Origin of the sequence: Streptomyces sp. NPDC048411 (assembly GCF_040704695.1) — a bacterium.
Classification (GTDB): Bacteria; Actinomycetota; Actinomycetes; order Streptomycetales; family Streptomycetaceae; genus Streptomyces.
The window spans coordinates 1-16,334 of record NZ_JBEZKL010000158.1 but is presented as its reverse complement, the minus strand read 5'-3'; the positions used below and the strand labels follow the sequence as shown (position 1 = coordinate 16,334).

Annotated in this window: 12 protein-coding genes; 9 read left to right on the top strand and 3 right to left on the bottom strand. The window is 70.7% G+C overall.

Annotation, left to right across the window (positions count from 1 at the left end; all coding sequences use genetic code 11):
* Window positions 1–392: 392 nt before the first annotated feature.
* Entirely contained in the window at window positions 393–3,248 is a 2,856-nt protein-coding gene (locus AB0915_RS34070) for an AAA family ATPase (RefSeq protein WP_366694742.1), read from the bottom strand.
* Window positions 3,249–3,524: 276 nt separating this feature from the next.
* Between AB0915_RS34070 and AB0915_RS34065 the strand changes: the two genes are divergently transcribed.
* From AB0915_RS34065 to AB0915_RS34040, 6 genes are all read left to right on the top strand, one after another.
* Window positions 3,525–4,508, top strand: coding sequence for a transcriptional regulator (locus AB0915_RS34065; RefSeq protein WP_366694741.1), 984 nt, complete (start codon window positions 3,525–3,527; stop codon window positions 4,506–4,508).
* Between the two features lie 387 nt (window positions 4,509–4,895).
* Window positions 4,896–5,831 (top strand): alpha/beta hydrolase, encoded by a 936-nt coding sequence (locus tag AB0915_RS34060; RefSeq protein WP_366694740.1) that lies wholly within the window; start codon window positions 4,896–4,898, stop codon window positions 5,829–5,831.
* 65 nt (window positions 5,832–5,896) lie between these two features.
* The gene (locus AB0915_RS34055) at window positions 5,897–8,164 is read left to right on the top strand and encodes a helix-turn-helix domain-containing protein (protein WP_366694739.1); all 2,268 of its coding nucleotides are present in this window, start codon (window positions 5,897–5,899) and stop codon (window positions 8,162–8,164) included.
* 532 nt (window positions 8,165–8,696) lie between these two features.
* Window positions 8,697–9,272, top strand: coding sequence for a TetR/AcrR family transcriptional regulator (locus AB0915_RS34050; protein WP_366694738.1), 576 nt, complete (start codon window positions 8,697–8,699; stop codon window positions 9,270–9,272).
* 113 nt (window positions 9,273–9,385) lie between these two features.
* The gene (locus tag AB0915_RS34045) at window positions 9,386–9,859 is read left to right on the top strand and encodes a DNA starvation/stationary phase protection protein (RefSeq protein WP_366694737.1); all 474 of its coding nucleotides are present in this window, start codon (window positions 9,386–9,388) and stop codon (window positions 9,857–9,859) included.
* Between the two features lie 194 nt (window positions 9,860–10,053).
* Window positions 10,054–10,482: a hypothetical protein gene (locus AB0915_RS34040; protein WP_366694736.1), complete on the top strand. Its 429-nt coding sequence runs from the start codon at window positions 10,054–10,056 to the stop codon at window positions 10,480–10,482.
* A 270-nt stretch (window positions 10,483–10,752) separates the two neighbouring features.
* Here AB0915_RS34040 and AB0915_RS34035 read toward each other — a convergent pair whose 3' ends face one another.
* Window positions 10,753–11,694, bottom strand: a complete 942-nt coding sequence (locus tag AB0915_RS34035) for a dienelactone hydrolase family protein (RefSeq protein WP_366694735.1) — start codon at window positions 11,692–11,694, stop codon at window positions 10,753–10,755.
* A 190-nt stretch (window positions 11,695–11,884) separates the two neighbouring features.
* On the opposite strand from AB0915_RS34035, the gene AB0915_RS34030 reads away from it, so the two are divergent.
* On the top strand, window positions 11,885–13,582 hold the full coding sequence (locus AB0915_RS34030) for an amidohydrolase (RefSeq protein ID WP_366694734.1): 1,698 nt from the start codon (window positions 11,885–11,887) through the stop codon (window positions 13,580–13,582).
* 99 nt (window positions 13,583–13,681) lie between these two features.
* Here AB0915_RS34030 and AB0915_RS34025 read toward each other — a convergent pair whose 3' ends face one another.
* Window positions 13,682–14,452 carry a hypothetical protein gene (locus AB0915_RS34025; protein WP_366694743.1) on the bottom strand — a complete coding sequence of 257 codons (771 nt, stop codon included), beginning with the start codon at window positions 14,450–14,452 and terminating at the stop codon, window positions 13,682–13,684.
* Between the two features lie 236 nt (window positions 14,453–14,688).
* Here AB0915_RS34025 and AB0915_RS34020 point away from each other — a divergent pair, with 236 nt between their 5' ends.
* Window positions 14,689–15,156 (top strand): SsgA family sporulation/cell division regulator, encoded by a 468-nt coding sequence (locus AB0915_RS34020; protein ID WP_366694733.1) that lies wholly within the window; start codon window positions 14,689–14,691, stop codon window positions 15,154–15,156.
* Between the two features lie 179 nt (window positions 15,157–15,335).
* Window positions 15,336–16,202: a Bax inhibitor-1/YccA family protein gene (locus AB0915_RS34015; protein ID WP_366694732.1), complete on the top strand. Its 867-nt coding sequence runs from the start codon at window positions 15,336–15,338 to the stop codon at window positions 16,200–16,202.
* The last annotated feature ends 132 nt before the right edge of the window (window positions 16,203–16,334 follow it).

Below are 16,334 nucleotides of genomic sequence, written 5' to 3'. Positions count from 1 at the left end.
GTCCCTCCCCGACGCTCTTCCGATCTCACCGACCACCGCTGCGCCCGCGCTTCGCGCGGACGACGGGGAACTCAGAACAGGCCCTAGAGCGGTTCGTACTCGTCGACGTCGTCGGCATCGCCCTCGCTCCGGGTGGTGGGAGCGTCTGCCGGCTCGGCCGGCGGTCCTGCCGGTAATGGTTCGTCGTTCGCCCGGCGTGTCGGCACGGCTGGGTCACCTGCCGGCTGGGGTACAGACGGTTCTGCGGGCACCATGGCAACGAGTGTGCAACCGAGCCCGGTTGCGGCTCGATTGGTCGGATGCGGGATTTAAAGCCGTCGCTCGCTCACACGTATTTCTTCGCGTCCGGGCGAGGACGTTGGAATTTTCTCGTCGCCCGTCGGCGGTTGCCCCTACTCACCGACGAGACCCAACTCCACGACCTTGAGCGCGAGTACGGTACGCGACGTCACACACAGTTTGCGCATGGCTGACTTCAACTGGCTGGCCACGGTCTGTGTCGACACCCCCAGCGCCTCGGCGATCTGACGGTTCGTCCGACCGCCGACCAGCAGACGAGCCACCTCCAGCTCGCGCGGGGAGAGCCGGTTGCCGTAGCCGGGGCGGCCCCGACCCCGCGCCACCCGGGTGTCCCGCCCTCGCTCGTTCAGGGTCTCTGCCACCCGGTCGGCGTCGTTGTGGGCGCCGAGGTCCGTCAACGCCCGCGAGACGTCGGACAGGATCAGCAGGCCGGCCTCGTGCGGGTCGGCGGCGAGCAGGCAACGGGCGTGACGCTCCCGAGCGAGCAGGGCGTCGTACGGGCGAGGCAGCGCCTGCCATGCGTCGGCCGCCCGGGCGAACAACCCTGCGGCGTCGGTGAGTCGGCCGTCGGCTTCGGCCAGCATGGCGCGGCACAGCACCAAGGATGCCTGCGGCGCCGGAGCGTCCTTGCCGCCCAAGGCCCGTTCGAACGTGGTCACCAGGTCGGCGGCGTGGCCGAGCCGGCCGGCGGCCACCAGGGTCGCGACGCGTACCGGCGCGACCTCGACGGCCCGGGACCAGATTCCCGTGCCGACGCTTATCTCGGCCGGTTCCTCCGTGAGGCGGAGTGCCTCGTCGATGTTGCCGTCGCGCAGACACAGTTGGGCCAGCGCGGCCGCGGCCTCGATACGTTGCTGGTCGTCCTGCGCGGCGAAACGTAGACGCTCCGCGGCCTCTGCCCGGTCTCCGGCGGCAGCTTGGAGCAAGCCCGCCACGAGGGCCGCCTCGCACCGGTCCTTCAGCGGCACCCCGTCCTCGTCGTCGATCAGCCGGGCCGCTCTCTCGGCAAGTCCCGCCCAGGCGCCGGTGAACCAGTCGAGGTGGGCCCGGCTCGAGGCGATGGGCCCAAGGTAGTCCCGGAGCTCGTTGCGTTCGGCGAGTGCCTGGGCCTTGGCCAGTCGTGCGCCGGCCTCATCGCTCCGTCCCCACCGCATCGCCGCATCGCCGACATTCCTGTGGCCTATCGCGAGCGTCGCCGCCTCTCGCGGATCGGCGGTGTCGTCCGGGATCCGCCGGGCCTCCGTCCACCCGGCCACCTCACCGAGCAGCAGCAGCGCGAAGGCGCGTTCCTGCACCAGACGCAGCCGCTCGTGGGGAGGGATCGACGGCGCCACCGCGGGTGCCTCGCCCAGCCACCGCAGATGCTCCGACACGGGCTGCGCGTTCCCGAGGGGCAGGGCGAGGAGGGTTCGGGCTCGTGCAGCCTCCAGCGAGTCCGGCGCGAGGTCGGGCACCGCTCTCAATATCTCGTGCCGACCCGCCTCGATGACACCCGCCACCATGAGCACCCGGCCGATCTGGAATCGGACTGGTGCCTGCTGTTGCGGCGTCAGAGCCTGGGTCCGGAGGGCCGACTGCAGCGATTCAATGATCGTCGAGTACGGGTCGGAGCCGGGCAGCGCCTGAAACTGGATCTTCATCGCCAGCCGTACCAGCGGCTCCACCGGCAGAGCGACGGTGGTGACCAGGTTGTGCAGCAGCAGTGCCGCGGTGGCCACGTCACCGGTCTGCATGGAGAGGTCGGCCGCCTGCTCGGTGTACCGGCACGATGCCTCGACATCGCCGGCCAGCCGGAAGTGCCGGGCCAGCTGCGCCACCGGCGACAACGGCGAATTCTCCAACGCCCGGCCGGCGCGCACATGCAGGGCACGCCGTTCCTGGGCCGGAATGGCCTCGTACACGGCTTGACGCGCCAGGGCGTGGTGGAACGACCAATGCCCACGTTCGTCCTCACGCAGCAGACCGCACCCCAGCGCACCGGCCGCCGGCTCCGCGAACCGGTCCTCGGACAGACCGGTCACCGCTTTCAGGGTCACGTGGTCGGCCGGAGCGGAGAGCACCGACACGGCGTACAGGACTGCCTGGATATCGGGCGGTAGCCGCCCCACGCGTTCCAGCATGGCGTCGCGGATCGTGGGCGGCACCTCGATGCGGTCCAGCCGGCGGCGCGCCCAACCGCCGCCCTGACGGATCAGGTCGGCCCGGTCATGCATCAACCGCACCAACTCCTCGACCGCCAGCGGTATGCCTTCCGTTCGTGTGTGCAGGAAGGCCGCGAACTCGGTCGACAGAGGCTCGTCGGCCAGCATCGAGGAGACGATCGCGGCGGTTTCGCCGATCCCCAGCGGCTTCAGTGCCAGCCTGACCAGGTGTGCGTCGGCGGGCAGCCGTGAGGACAGCCTCAACAGCAGTGAATCGGGGGGCACCTCCTTCCGCCGGTACGTCACCACCACGCTCACCGGCTGGGGTCGGCGCGAGACCAGGAACAGCAGGAACTCCAGAGTCGCCTCGTCCGCCCAGTGCACGTCCTCAAGTGCCAGCACCGCCACGTCGAGTCGGTTGAGCACCTCGACGAACGCGTGGAACAGCTGGTGCCGGGCGGCGGTCGCGTCTTCCAGCGGCTCCGGCGCCGGCGGCAGGTCGGCGGCCCACTCGGGAAACAGCGGCCGCAGCGCGCCGCACAGCCCGCTCAGCCCCAGCCCGGAGACGCTGCCGACGCCGTCGCGCACCGCGTCCACGACCGCGCCGAGCGTGTACGGCACGCGCAGCTCCGGGCAGGTGCCGACCAGGACGCGACGGCCACGCTCGCCCGGGGACACCAGGAACTCCCGCAACAGCCGGGTCTTGCCGATGCCCGCCTCACCGTCGATCAGGACCACGGCGGGCGCTTGCCCGAGCGCCTCGCCGAGCACGGCAACCTCCCGGTCCCGCCCGACGAACCGCGGCACGGAAAGTGCTGGAAGTCGACCGGCATCGGTGTTGGCCCGTCTCACCAGCGCACGCCTCCCTCAGCCGATCACCCGGTTCGTTCACCCTGCCCCGAGCACGTGCGGGAGCGGGGAGTGTGACGACGGCCGGTGCCGCACATGGCAACAGGGCGCCGTCGCAGCGTGCAAAGTGAACGCTGTACCTCGGACACGTGTCCAGATACTCTGCTGGCGGGTTTGGACGGATGACCAACCGCGCCACAGATGTCATGTGCCGATAGACGGAGGTGCGCATACGTGTTCACGGCCCTGGGCATAGCCGAATACGATGAGCAGGTCTATCGGCGCTGTGTGGACCACGGTCGGGTGACCGTCGCGGACATAGCCGCCTCCCTGAGGGCGTCGGAGCACCACGTCCTGCAGTGCCTGACCCGTCTGAAAGACCTCGGGCTCCTGTATGTCACCGGCCGAGGCCACTACCGGGCGACGGACCCGCAGACCGCACTGCTGCCCCTGCTGGCCAGACGTCAGTGGGAGGCGGAGACCGCGCTGGCCTCGGCGCGCACGGAGATCGACCGGATCGCCGAGCGTCACCGGGCGGGCCGGCTGCGCTCCGATCCGGACAATCTGGTGGAGGTCCTGTCGGACCGTGAGCTGATCCTGGAACGGATCGAGGAGATCGGCGCCTGTGTGACCAGCCACGTCTGGGCCCTGGACCGACCTCCTTACGTGGACCGCCCGTACGGCCGGCACCACAGCGACGAGGACGAGCTGGGCATCACCACGCAGTGGCTCCGGCGGGGCATCGACGTGAGGTCGATCTACTGCCCGCAGTCCATGGAACGGCCCGGGCGGTTCGCGACACTGCTCCGGCTCGCCGAACTGGGCGAGCGGTCGAGGATGTTGCCGTCCTTGCCGTTCAAACTCCATATCGTCGACAAACGGATCGCTCTGGTTCCCCTGTCCGGACCGGCCTACGACGACCTCGTCGTCATCCATCGCTCCGCTGTACTCGACGCCCTGATGGAGCTCTACAAGGCCTACTGGGCCCGCGCCGAGCCACTCACCGGACCGGCGCCCGCCGGGGACGACTGTCTCGACGCGGACGATGTCGTCCTGCTCGGCATGCTCAACGCCGGGCTGAAGGACCAGGCCATCGCCCACCAGCTCGGGTGCAGCACCCGCACCGCCACCCGGCGCGTCGCCGCCGTCCTGGCCAAGCTGGGCGCCGACACACGCTTTCAGGCGGGCGTCCGGGCAGCCGCCCGCGGACTGATCTGACCGACCACGCGCCCGGCACGGCCCTGGCTCCAGCGGTCCTGATCGCCGGCTGGCGGAGGCCGCCTCTGTGGACGCCGAGGCGATCGGCGCGCTCAGCAGCGCCTCGGCCCTGCGATGGTCCGCCGCGCCGGGCGGGGTGTGGCCGTGTGTGCCACAGCGGCTGACCTTCCGTGCCGGTGCGACCGCCGGCCACACGCCCGGTCAACCGTGCCACCGGCCACCGCGAAGGGGGCCATGTTCTTTCCCAGGCAGAAACCTGTCTCTTTTGCGGGTGGAGTGGATGGCGGAGTGTGGATGTGTACCCGGAAGGGCGCGGGCCCCCAGGGGGTCCGACGGCCGGGGGCAAGCCGAAACACCCGTCACCGTTTTGCAGGGAGAGTTGTTCTCATGGCCAGGACCAGCGTCACGTTCGACAGTGCCGGCATCGCGATCGCCGCTCACCTCTACGTTCCCGGCACCGCGGCGTCGGGTCCGCGTCCGGCGCTGGTGGTCGGCCACCCCGGTACCGGCGTGAAGGAGCAGACCTCCGGCACCTACGCACAGCTGATGGCCGAGCGCGGCTTCGTCACGCTCGCCTTCGACGCCGCCTGCCAGGGCGAGTCCGGCGGCCTGCCCCGCGGTCTGGAGGACCCCGCCCAGCGGGTGGAGGACTTCAAGGCCGCCGTGTCCTACCTCACCACCCGCACCGAGGTCGACGCGGACCGCATCGGTCTGCTGGGCATCTGCGCCTCCGGCGGCTACTCGCTGGCCGCGACCGGCGGTGACCACCGGGTCAGGGCCGTGGCCACCGTGTGCACCGCCGAACCCGCCCGCCAGTTCCGCCTCGGCGCCGACGGCACCCAGGACCCGGCCGTCTTCCAGAGCCTCCTGGACGCCGCCGCCCAGGCCCGCACCACCGCCGCCCGCGGCGAGGACCCCGGCGTCATGACCATGTTCCCCGCCACCGCCGAACAGGCCGGCGCCCTGGGCGGTCGGCACGGCATCGAGGGCTTCGAGTACTACTGCACCCCCCGCGGCGAGCACGAACGCTCCGCGAAGTTCCTGGCCTGGGAGAGCATCGACAAGATGGCCTCCAGCGACGTCTTCCACGCCGTCCCGCTGATCGGCCCCCGCCCGATCCTGCAGATCATCGGCGAACGCGCCGTCACCGCCTGGATGGCCATCGAGGCCCACCAGCGCGCCACCGGCCCCAAGGAACTCCACTGGATCAAGGGCGCCAGCCACGTCGACCTCTACGACAAGCGCGAATACATCGACCCCGCCGTCGACAAGCTCACCGACTTCTTCACCACCAACCTGGACGGCGCGGTGACCCCGGTCTGACCCCGGCCCCGTCGACCCCCTTGCTTTAATGGCCGTTCCAGAACGGAGGCCCATGGGGGGTGGGGATGGACAGAACGGAGTTCGGCAGGCTGTTGCGTGAGGCGCGGCAGCGATCACTGCTGACACTGGAGAGTCTCGCCGAGGCGTCCGGGGTGAGTGTGCGTGCCATCAGCGACATGGAGCGAGGGCAGAGCCTGCCGCGGCAGGCGACGCTGAGCGAGCTGATGGACGCCCTGGAGCTGGACGAGGACGAGCGCCGACGGTTCGTCGAGGCGTCGACGCGCCGCACGGGGCAGTCGACGAGGCAGGTTCCACGGCAGTTGCCGCCCGACCTCGCGACGTTCCGCGGCCGCGAGGAGGCCTTGGCACACGTGCACGGACTCACCTCACACGTCGCCGGACGCGGAGGACATGTCGTCGTCTCCGCGATCGGCGGCATGGCGGGGGTCGGCAAGACGACGCTGGCGGTGCACTGGGCCCACCAGGTGGCGGACCGGTTCCCGGACGGCCAGCTGTATGTGAACCTGCGCGGCTTCGAGGACACCGGACGGCCGCTCGATCCCGCGGAGGCCCTCGCCGGGTTTCTCGACGCGCTCGGCGTGCCCAGTTCCTCGGTGCCGCGCGGTACCGAGGAGCGCAGCGCGCTGTTCCGGGAGCGTACGGCGTCCCGGCAGCTGATCGTCGTACTCGACAACGCTCGCGACGAAGAGCAGGTCAGGCCGTTGCTGTCGGCGTCGGCGGGGTGTCTGACCATCGTCACCTCGCGCAGTCAGCTGTCCGGTCTGGCCGTGACCGAGGGCGCCTCGCTGGTCGGTCTGGACACGTGGACGCGCGAGGAGGCGCTGGCGGCACTGGCCGCGCGGATCGGTGAGGAGCGGTGCCGGGCGGAGCCGGAGGCGGCATCGGAGCTGGTGGAGCTGTGCGGGTTCCTGCCGCTGGCGGTCGCGATCGTCGGTGCCCAGTTGAACGTGTCGCCGCAGGTCCCGCTGGGGCTGGGAGTGCGCGAGCTGCGTGAGGCCCGGCCTCGGCTGGACGCCCTGTCGGCCGGTGACCGGCGGGTCGACGTCCGTGCCGTGTTCTCCTGGTCGTACCGGGCTCTGACGCCGGAGACGGCGCGGTTCTTCCGGTGTCTGGCCCTGCATCCGGGGCCGTCGGTGTCGGCGGAGGCCGCCGCCTCGCTCGCGGGGGCCGGGACGGCGGCGGCTCGGCGGCAGCTGCGCGAGCTGACCTCGGCGAACCTGCTGTCGCGGGACTCGGAGGGCCGGTACGTGCTGCACGACCTGGTGCGGGTCTACGGCGCCGAGCTCGTCGAGCAGGAGCAGGACGACCGTCTGGGCGCCGAGACGCGTCTGCTGGACTACCTGCGCCACAACGCCCACATGGCCAACCGGTTGCTGGGGCGCGCCAGTTCCGAGTATGCCGAGCCGCCGGCCGAGGGGGTGGTGCACGTCGTCATGGACACCCGTGAGGAGGCGCTGGGCTGGTTCCGGCAGGAGGAGTCGACGGTCGCGGCGGCGCTGCGCTCCATGGATGACCCGCGGTTGCTGCGTTTCCGTATGAACCTCACGCAGGACTGGGTGAGTTACTACTCGGTCACGGGCCGCTGGACGGAGGAGATCGAGACCAAACGGATCGGCCTGGACGCCGCTCTGCTGCTGGACGAGCCGATCGCCATCGCGCGGAACTCCGCGGATCTCGCCCGTGCGCTGGCGGAGACGGGCCGGCTCGACGAGGCCGACCGGCAGGTCGAGTTGCTGCTCGGGCTACTGCACCGGCTCGGTCCGGCGGAGCGGGCGGCCACCGAGCGGAGCGTCGGCTGGGTGCGCGGTCGTCAGAAGCGCCACACCCAGGCCCTGCACCATGCCCGCAGGGCCCTGGAGATCTACCGCACGCTGGGGGACGACGGAGCGACGGCCCGCGAGCTGAACGCGGTGGCGTGGTATCTCGCCCTGCTCGGCGGGTACGAGGAGGCGATCACGCTGTGCGAGGAGGCGATCCCCCTGTTGCAGCGGTGCGGCAACCTCCGTATCGAGGCGGCCGCTTGGGACAGCATGGGCTACGCCCGGCAGCGTCTCGGCGATCTCGATGGAGCGATGGCGGACTACCGGGAGTCGTTGCGGCTCTACGGAGACGCCTTTGACGGCTACAACCAGGCCGAGGTGCTCGACCACCTCGCGACGGCGCAACGGGAGCGGGGGGACCGTACCGGGGCGCGGGCGAGCTGGCTGCGCGCGGCCGACCTGCTGAGCGCCGTCCACAGTCCGCGCGCGGCGCGGATGCGGGCCAACGCGCGTGCTCTGGACTTTCCCGCGGCCCCCTCCGGGCAGGTCTAACGCGGCCCTCTTCGACGCGCTGCGCCCACGTGGTACCGGCCCGCGCCCGCGCCGAGCCCTGCCCGCCCCGAAAGGAACACCGTCGCGCGCCCGCTGCCCGGGGGTGCTCCCCCGCGCGGGGGCAAGCTGCATGCGAACTGCCTGGTTTCGCGGGCACCGCTCCAGTGGGATGGGAGCAGGCACGGAAGCGCTCCCTGAACCGGTGGGGTCGTTCGCCGCGGAACGGGAGTTCACGTGCAGCTGCATGTTGGTCCTCGGGCTGTTGCCGTCAATGTCGTCGAGGCCAACCGCACAGGACATGGCCGAGCATGCCCCTGCCCGGATCGACATGGAAGCCGGTTCGGCTGCGGACAGGACCGAGGCGACCGGTGTCCAGGTGTTTGCAGTCGATCGACTCATGCCTCGGGCCGGCCGTACCGTCACAGTCAGGTCCGTGCGTTGTTCTCCCGCCCCATGGCACCCCGGCCGACGCCGCACCCCGACCACCGTCCTCGTACATGTTCGAGGATTCCGCCGACGAAAGGATCCCGGTGTGGCGCGCCCTCGTGAGTTCGACACCGACACGGCAGTGGAGCAGGCCATGAGCCTGTTCCGGACCCAGGGCTACCACGCCGCGTCGATGCCGCGGCTGACGGCGCTGCTGGGGATCGGCAGCGGCAGCCTGTACGCGGCGTTCGGTTCGAAGGACGGCCTCTACGCCCGGGCCCTGAAACGCTACTGCGACGGTCTGGTCGAGTTGCTCGACCGGGAGCTGCGGGCCGGCGCCGACATCCGTACGGCCTTGCGGGGATTGCTGCTCGCGATGGTCACGGCCGACACGGCGGCCCCGGAGCGTGGCTGTCTGCTGGTCAACGCGACCATCGAACGCGCGGCCCACGAAGGCACGGTGGAGCAGGTGCGTACGGCCATGACCGCCGTGGAGTCGGTGCTGACCGAGGCGCTGGAGCGCGCCCGGGTACGGGGTGAGCTGGGCGGCGAGCGCAGCCCGGTGGAACTGGCCCGCTTTTTGACCACGTTCGTCCAGGGCGTTCACGTCATGGGCCAGGCGCGCGCCGACCGGGCGTTCCTGGAGTCCGCCGTCGCCGGGGCGCTGAGGGCGCTGGACTGAGACACCGCGCCATCCAGGTTTTTCCGGGCCGCAGTCAAACGACTGATCCGCAGCACGTCGGCGGCTCAGACAATGAGAACGCTGGCAACCATCCGGAAAGGAACCGCACACCTATGACGATCATCAAGAGCCCACTGCCGGACAAGGAGCGCGAGATCGCGGGGAGCGCCCTCCAGGCGACCCTGGTCGACCTGCTCGACCTGTCCCTCGTGGCCAAGCAGGCGCACTGGAACCTGTACGGGCCGCGTTTCCGCTCCATCCACCTCCAGCTCGACGAGGTCGTCACCACCGCGCGCGACTACGCCGACACGGTGGCCGAGCGCGCCGCGGCGCTGGGGGTCAGCCCGGACGGGCGGGCCGTCACCATCGCCGGGACCAGCGGGGTGCCCGACTTCGCGCCGGGCTGGACGAAGGACGTCGACGCCGTCGAGGCCCTGGTGCGGACGCTCTCCGCAGTCATCGGGCGGGTGCGGGAGCGCATCGAGGAGACCGGCCCGGCGGACGCCGTGACACAGGACCTGCTGATCGGCCTGACCGCCGAACTGGAGAAGCAGAGCTGGATGTTCCAGGCCGAGAACCGGAGCTGAGGAAGGCGGGGACGATCCCCTACTCCCGTACGAGGTCCAGGGTGGGCGTCCCGTACGAGGACATATGTCTCACGTGACCTTCCTGACAGGCGACTGGATATCCCCTTCCGGAATAACCGTCTTGACAGGTGACGCGAATGCGTGGGAATCTCTTGTCGCCGGTCAGGACAGTTACTTCTTGGTGAGGAAGCCCCATGGCAGTCGTACGTATCCACCTCGTCTCCACGCTCAGCCCCAAGGACGTGCTGGGGGTGCTCACCGACTTCGGTCCGTCCCGCGCCGAGGCCTGGCCCACGATCGACGCCGAACACTTCGAGGTCCACGACCTCGGCGACACCTGGGCCGAGGTCACCGAGGGCACCGCCGCCGCCTGGGAGCGCGCCCGCTACGAGTGGGAGCCGGACGGCGACACGGTCACCATCACCACGCTCGACTCCAAGCTGTTCGGAGCCGGCGGCGGCTGGGTCTTCCGGATGACCCCCGAGGCCGACGGCACCCGGGTCGACATCGAGCTGACCCGGCAGCCGAGCGCCTTCAAGGGCAAGGTGCTCGCCTCGCTGCTCCCTCTGGTCGCTCCCGGGTCCCTGCGCAAGTCCTTCGCGGGGCCTCTGCAGGCCAAGTGACCCGCTTCCAGGCCCCGCTCCTGGGGGCCACCGGTGCGGTGTCCCGTAGCCGGCGGTCCCGGCGACGGGGACGCGGGGGTCGGGGGTCGCGGGGAGGAGGAGGGGGAGGGGGGCGCAGACGCCTGGCGGCGGAGAGGCCGAACGCCGGGCCCAGGGACCGAAGTGACCGTCTTTCCTGATGACGTTCATGTCTCTCCCGCCCGGTGCTCATGTCCTCCCCCCAGCGTTCACGTCCCGGTCATCCGCGGGGAAGAACCCGGCGCCGCGTCCTCAGAGGGCGCGGGCGAAGAGGGCGAGCAGCTCCGTCCAGTGCCGCTCGGCCGCCTCGGGGTTGTAGGCGGCGGTGTCGGACTGGGTGTAGCCGTGGTGCGCGCCCTCGTAGACCTCGCACCGGTGCTTGACGCCCGCGTCGGCGAACGCCTGGTCCAGGCGGCTGACCTGCTCCTCGGGCATCGAGGGGTCCTCGTCGGCGTGCGCGAAGTACAGCTCGGCGGTGATCCGGTCGGCGAGCAGGTGCGGGCTGTCGGGCGCCTGGCTCGCCAGCCCGCCGCCGTGGAAACCCGCCGCCGCGGCGACCCGGTCCGGGTGGGTGCCGGCCGTGTACAGCGCGAGCCGGGCTCCCATGCAGTACCCGGTGATGCCCACCGGCGCGTCCGTGGCCAGCGGCGAGTCGGCGAACCAGGCCAGGTAGGCGCCGGAGTCGCGCTTCGTCAGCTCGGGGGTGAGCGCCTCCATTAGCGGGACGACCTTGCCCACGATGTCCGGGCGGGCCTCCATGTCGATGAACTCGGGCAACTCCACGACCGGGGCGCGCCCATGCCGGTAGAAGACGTTCGGGACGAGCACCGTGTAACCGGACGCCGCGAGACGGTCGGCCATCGCCTTCAGATGCGGACGCAACCCGAAGGCGTCCTGATACACGAGCACACCGGGGTGCGCACGTCCGTCGTCCGGGTGGACGAGGTAGGCGTCGGCGGTGCCGTCTGCGGTGGCAGCCGCACGCCCGCCGCCAGGCAGGCGAGCTTGACCCGGCGGCAGGAACGCGCCGTCGTCGTCCTCGCGGTACACGCCCAGGCCGATCCGCTCCATGAACGGCACGAACGCGGCGGGTTGCGCGCCCTCGGCCGCCGCTCCTCGACCGGAGGACGGGCCCCACACAATGGAACGGAGCCGGCCCGTCAGGAGTTCACACCTGGTCGATGTGCCGGTCACACGTCGGCCTGAACACCTATTGATCTCGGTTCTCCATCCGAACTATCCGCTCCGCATCGCAAGTCAAACTCCGCCGGTAGGCATGATGTGACTCCGAGAAGACACATATGATCGCTGATGACATGCCACGACCACATGTCGCGGAGCCGGTCGTCCGGCCCTTCCCTCACACTTCGAGGACGAGACTGACGTGAACGACTTCCACCCTGGCCGCAGACGCCTGCTGAAGATGTTCGGACTGGGCGCCACCGCGACCACCGCGGCCATCCTCCAGGCCGACCCTGTGCTCGCCGCGACCCTCGGGTACGACGAGAAGACCGGTGTCTCCCCCACCACCTACCGGGCCCCCAAGGGCCTGGCGAAGAACACCGCGGCCAAGCAGACCGCGCTCGGCTGGATCACGGCGAACGAGGCCGCGATCACCAAGCTCAGCGACGACGTGTGGCAGCACGCGGAATTGTCCCTGCGCGAGTGGAAGTCCTCCCTCGCGCACGCCAAGCTGCTGAAGGACAACGGCTTCACCATCGCGTGGGGCCCGGCCGGCTTCCCGACCGCCTTCGTCGCCACCTACGGCACCGAGGGCCCCGTCATCGGTTTCAACGCCGAGTACGACGCCCTGCCCGGCCTGTCGCAGAAGAAGGGCGTGGGCACCCACGACCCGCTGGTCTACAACTACGACGCCTACGGCCCCACTTACGGCGCCGGCCACGGCGACGCCCACAACGCCCTGGGCGCCGGCGGCACCGCCGCCGCGATCGCGGTCGCTCAGGCGATCCGCACGAACGGACTGAAGGCCAGGGTCAGACTGTTCGGCAGCGCGGGCGAGGAACAGCTCGTCGGCAAGGCGTACGCGGTCAAGGAGGGCGTCTACGACGGTCTCGACGCCTTCCTGGACTGGCACCCCTTCAACATCACGGTGCCGTTCTGGAACACCACCAGCGCGCTGATCTCGACCACCTTCACCTTCCTCGGCGCCTCGGGCCACGGCGGCACCCCGCTCGGCAACAAGAGCGGCCTGGACGGCGCCATGCTGATGGCGACGATGTCGGAGTACCTGCGGGAGAAGAACGTCGCCCCGTCCGGTCGCTTCCACTACGCCATCATCAACGGCGGCGGCGCCCCCAACGTGACGCCGGACATGTGCTCCGTCTGGTTCTTCGTCCGCGAGGGCAGCCCGGCACGGGCCCAGGTGCTCTACAACAAGATCGTGGAGTGCGCGAAGGCCGCCGCCCAGGCCAGCCAGACCCGCCTGGTGCACAAGTTCCACTCCGCGACCTGGAACCTGCTGGCCAACAAGGCCGGTGCGGAGCTGCTCAACGACAACATGCTGCAGATCGGCGCCCCGAAGTTCACCGACGCCGACCATGCCCTGGCGAAGGCAGTCCAGAAGTCGCTGGGCAAGCCCGAGGTGGGCATGCCGACCGACCTGACCCCGCTCGCTCCTCCGGCGGCGGCCTACACCGGCGGTCTGGCCACCGACACCGCCGACATCAGCTGGCAGGCGCCCACCGCCGTGCTGCTGTCCGCGGCCTATCCGTCCGGCATCCCGAACCACAACTGGGGTGTCACCGCGACCGCGGGCACCAACATCGGTCACCAGGCGCTGCTGTCCGCCGCCCGCTACCTGGCGGCCAGCGCGATCGACCTGATCGAACAACCTGACCTGCTGGACGCGATGAAGCAGGAGTTCAAGGACCGTACCGAGGGCGTCGGGTGGGCCTCGATGATCCCGGACCGGAACCAGCCGCCGCTGTACGAGCCGCCGGCCGAGTTCTTGAGGGCGACCGGGCAGAGCTGGCCGCCGAAGGGTGTGACCTGGCCGGTGCCGCCGGTGGTGTCCACCGAGCAGCTGGGCACCACGGGCCCCAACCTCGCGCCTGTGACCTGATACCGGAGCGCACCCGCGCGCTCGCCCCGCTCCCCCGCCCGTGGACGTCCTTCCCCTTGGCCCACGGGCGGGGGTCCGCGTTGTGCGGGGCCGCCGGTGTCACTTCTTCAGCGAGGCCGCGTCCCCCATCACGATCACCGGGTGCAGCGCGGGGTCCAGCGTGCGCAGCAGTTCCTTCATGTCCTTCTCCGGCAGGCTGACGCAGGCGTGGGTGGGGCCGCCGTGGTCGACGTGCAGCCACACGCCGCCGCCCTTGCTCGCCCCCAGCGGCCGGGTCCAGTCGAGCGGGGACGTGCCCTTGGCGCGGTTGTAGTCGATGGCGATGACGTAGTCGAAGGATCCGGCGAGGGATTCGCCCTCGAAGCCGGTGCCGCTGACAGAGAACCCGCCGGATCGGGTGTACGGAAGCTTCGAGCCGGGGTCGGCCAGCAGCCCACCCGCGTCGCTGAGGGTGAACACGCCGATGGGCGAGCGGAGATCGTCGAGGTGGTGGTCGGTCGTCCAGCCCTTGAGGGCGTTGTGGGTCGGCCAGGCCGCGCCGCCCTGCCGGCCGGACGCGGTCCGCCGGTAGAGCACCACGTGCGAGCGGGAGGAGTTCTTGCCCTGCCCGATGGCCACGACGACCTGCCGGGCGTCCGCGGGGACGCGGGCCGACGTCTGGGGGCCGAGACCGGCGAGGCCGGTGTCGGCACCGGTGGCCGGGTCGGTGACCGTCGCCGCGCTGGGGGCGCCCGGTGCGGACGGCGCCGCGGGGAGCGTACCGCTCGGCGTCCGGTTCGCGCGGACGGCCTCGGCACCGTGGGCGTGGGCGGATTCGGCACCGGGGGTGCCGGTGGACGCGCATCCGGCGACGGAGACCGCAGTAACCAGGGCAGCCGATTGACTTACGTCACGTCCTGCGCGGTCCGTACGACACGTCCCGGCCGCCGCCCTGGCGCCGGAAAGGCCCTGCTCCGCGCCTCCCGGGCGACGCGCACCGGCATCGGCGTTCCGTCAACTGCCCGGCATGGGGCCGACCTTTGACCGTCAAGTGACCGATGTGCGGTTCCCGGCCCCGGCGAAGAGTTGTAGTCGCAGTCTTCGTCCCACGGAGGGGAACTCCTGTCATGCACCGTGACCAGTCACCACTGCGGGCGCGTTCGGCGCCCGAGCACCTGCCTTCCCTGCTGCTGGGCCTCGACCAGATGCTCGACGAGTTCACTCGGCTTCCGATGCGGGCGGAGTTCCGTTTCGACCCGGACATGCCCGCGGTGATCACGGTCGAGTTCCTGGCGGAACGGGGCCCGAACCTCCTCTGGCGCATGGGCCGGGAGCTGCTCCACCGCGGGCTGACGTCGATGAGCGGCTGCGGTGACGTGCGGATGTGGCCGACGCTGCCCGGTGAGCGGGCCTCGTCGTGGCTGCTTCTTGAGTCGCAGGAGGTGGAGGCCCTGTTCCAGCTGCCCACGGGGCCGCTGTCGGAGTGGCTCGACGCCACCTATCGGATCACCTCCGCCGAGGCGGAGATGGACGGTCTGAACTGGGACGACTTTCTCATGGAGCTGCTAGACGACCCGGGGACGCCGTCGGAATGACCGCGGCCGGGCACGGGCGCAGATGACTTGCTTCTCCTCGCGTCACCTGTCAGAGTGGTGACGCACAGGGTTGCCGTCGTCGGCCCAGTAGGTGGCCAACGTCAAACGTATGCCGCCTCGGGCGCCCGATGGCAACGCTGTTCCGCAGGCCGCATGTGCGGCGGACGAGGAGGAATGACGTGAAGACCAGCAACCCGATCTTCTCCCGCTGGAGTGCCGGCCGGGACGACGGTCAGGTGGACGCATCCGTGCGCCACCCGGTGGGCGCCACGGTCGGCGGCCGACCCGCGGACGACTACGCGACCAACCCCTACTCCACCGCCGCGGGCCCCGGTGCCGGCCCGGACGCGCGCGCCGGCCGGACCGCACTGACCATCGACGACGTCGTCGTCCGCACCGCGACGACGCTCGGCACCGTGGCCCTGACGGCGGTGCTGTCCTGGCTCCTGCTGCCCGCCGACGAGGCGAACATCGGCCGGTCCTACGGCATCGCCGTGGGCGCGGCCCTCGTCGCCTTCGTCCTCGCGATGATCCAAACGTTCAAGCGGGCACCCGCCCCGGCGCTGATCCTCGGGTACGCGGCGTTCGAGGGTGTCTTCCTCGGTGTGATCTCCAGCGCGACCTCGACCTACATCGCGCCGGGCGTGGTCGTCCAGGCGGTGCTCGGCACCTTCGCGGTGTCCGCGGGTGTGCTCATCGCGTACCGGATGCGCTGGATCCGCGTCACCCAGAGGTTCGCCGGGTTCGTCGCCGCCGCCGCGACCGGTTTCCTCCTGCTGCTCGTCGCCGACCTCCTCTTCTCCGCCTTCGGCGCGGGCAACGGCCTCGGCTTCAACAGTGGCGGTCTGGGCATCGCCTTCGGCATCATCGGCATCGTGCTCGGCGCCGCCTTCCTCGCCCTGGACTTCAAGCAGGTCGAGGACGCCATCGCCTACGGCGCGCCGCGCGAGGAGGCCTGGCGGTCCGCCTTCGGTCTCACCATGACGCTGGTGTGGATCTACCTGGAGGCGCTGCGCGTGCTGTCCATCTTCAACAGCGACAACTGAGTTCTCCGGCGCCGGAGGGGGCATGCGCGTACGCACCCCGGTCGCACGACCGGTGAGCGAGACGGCGGGCAGCGAGTGGATGGTGCAGCGCCCGAGCAACTGGCGAAGGGCGAGCGGGAGTTCAGCGGCATC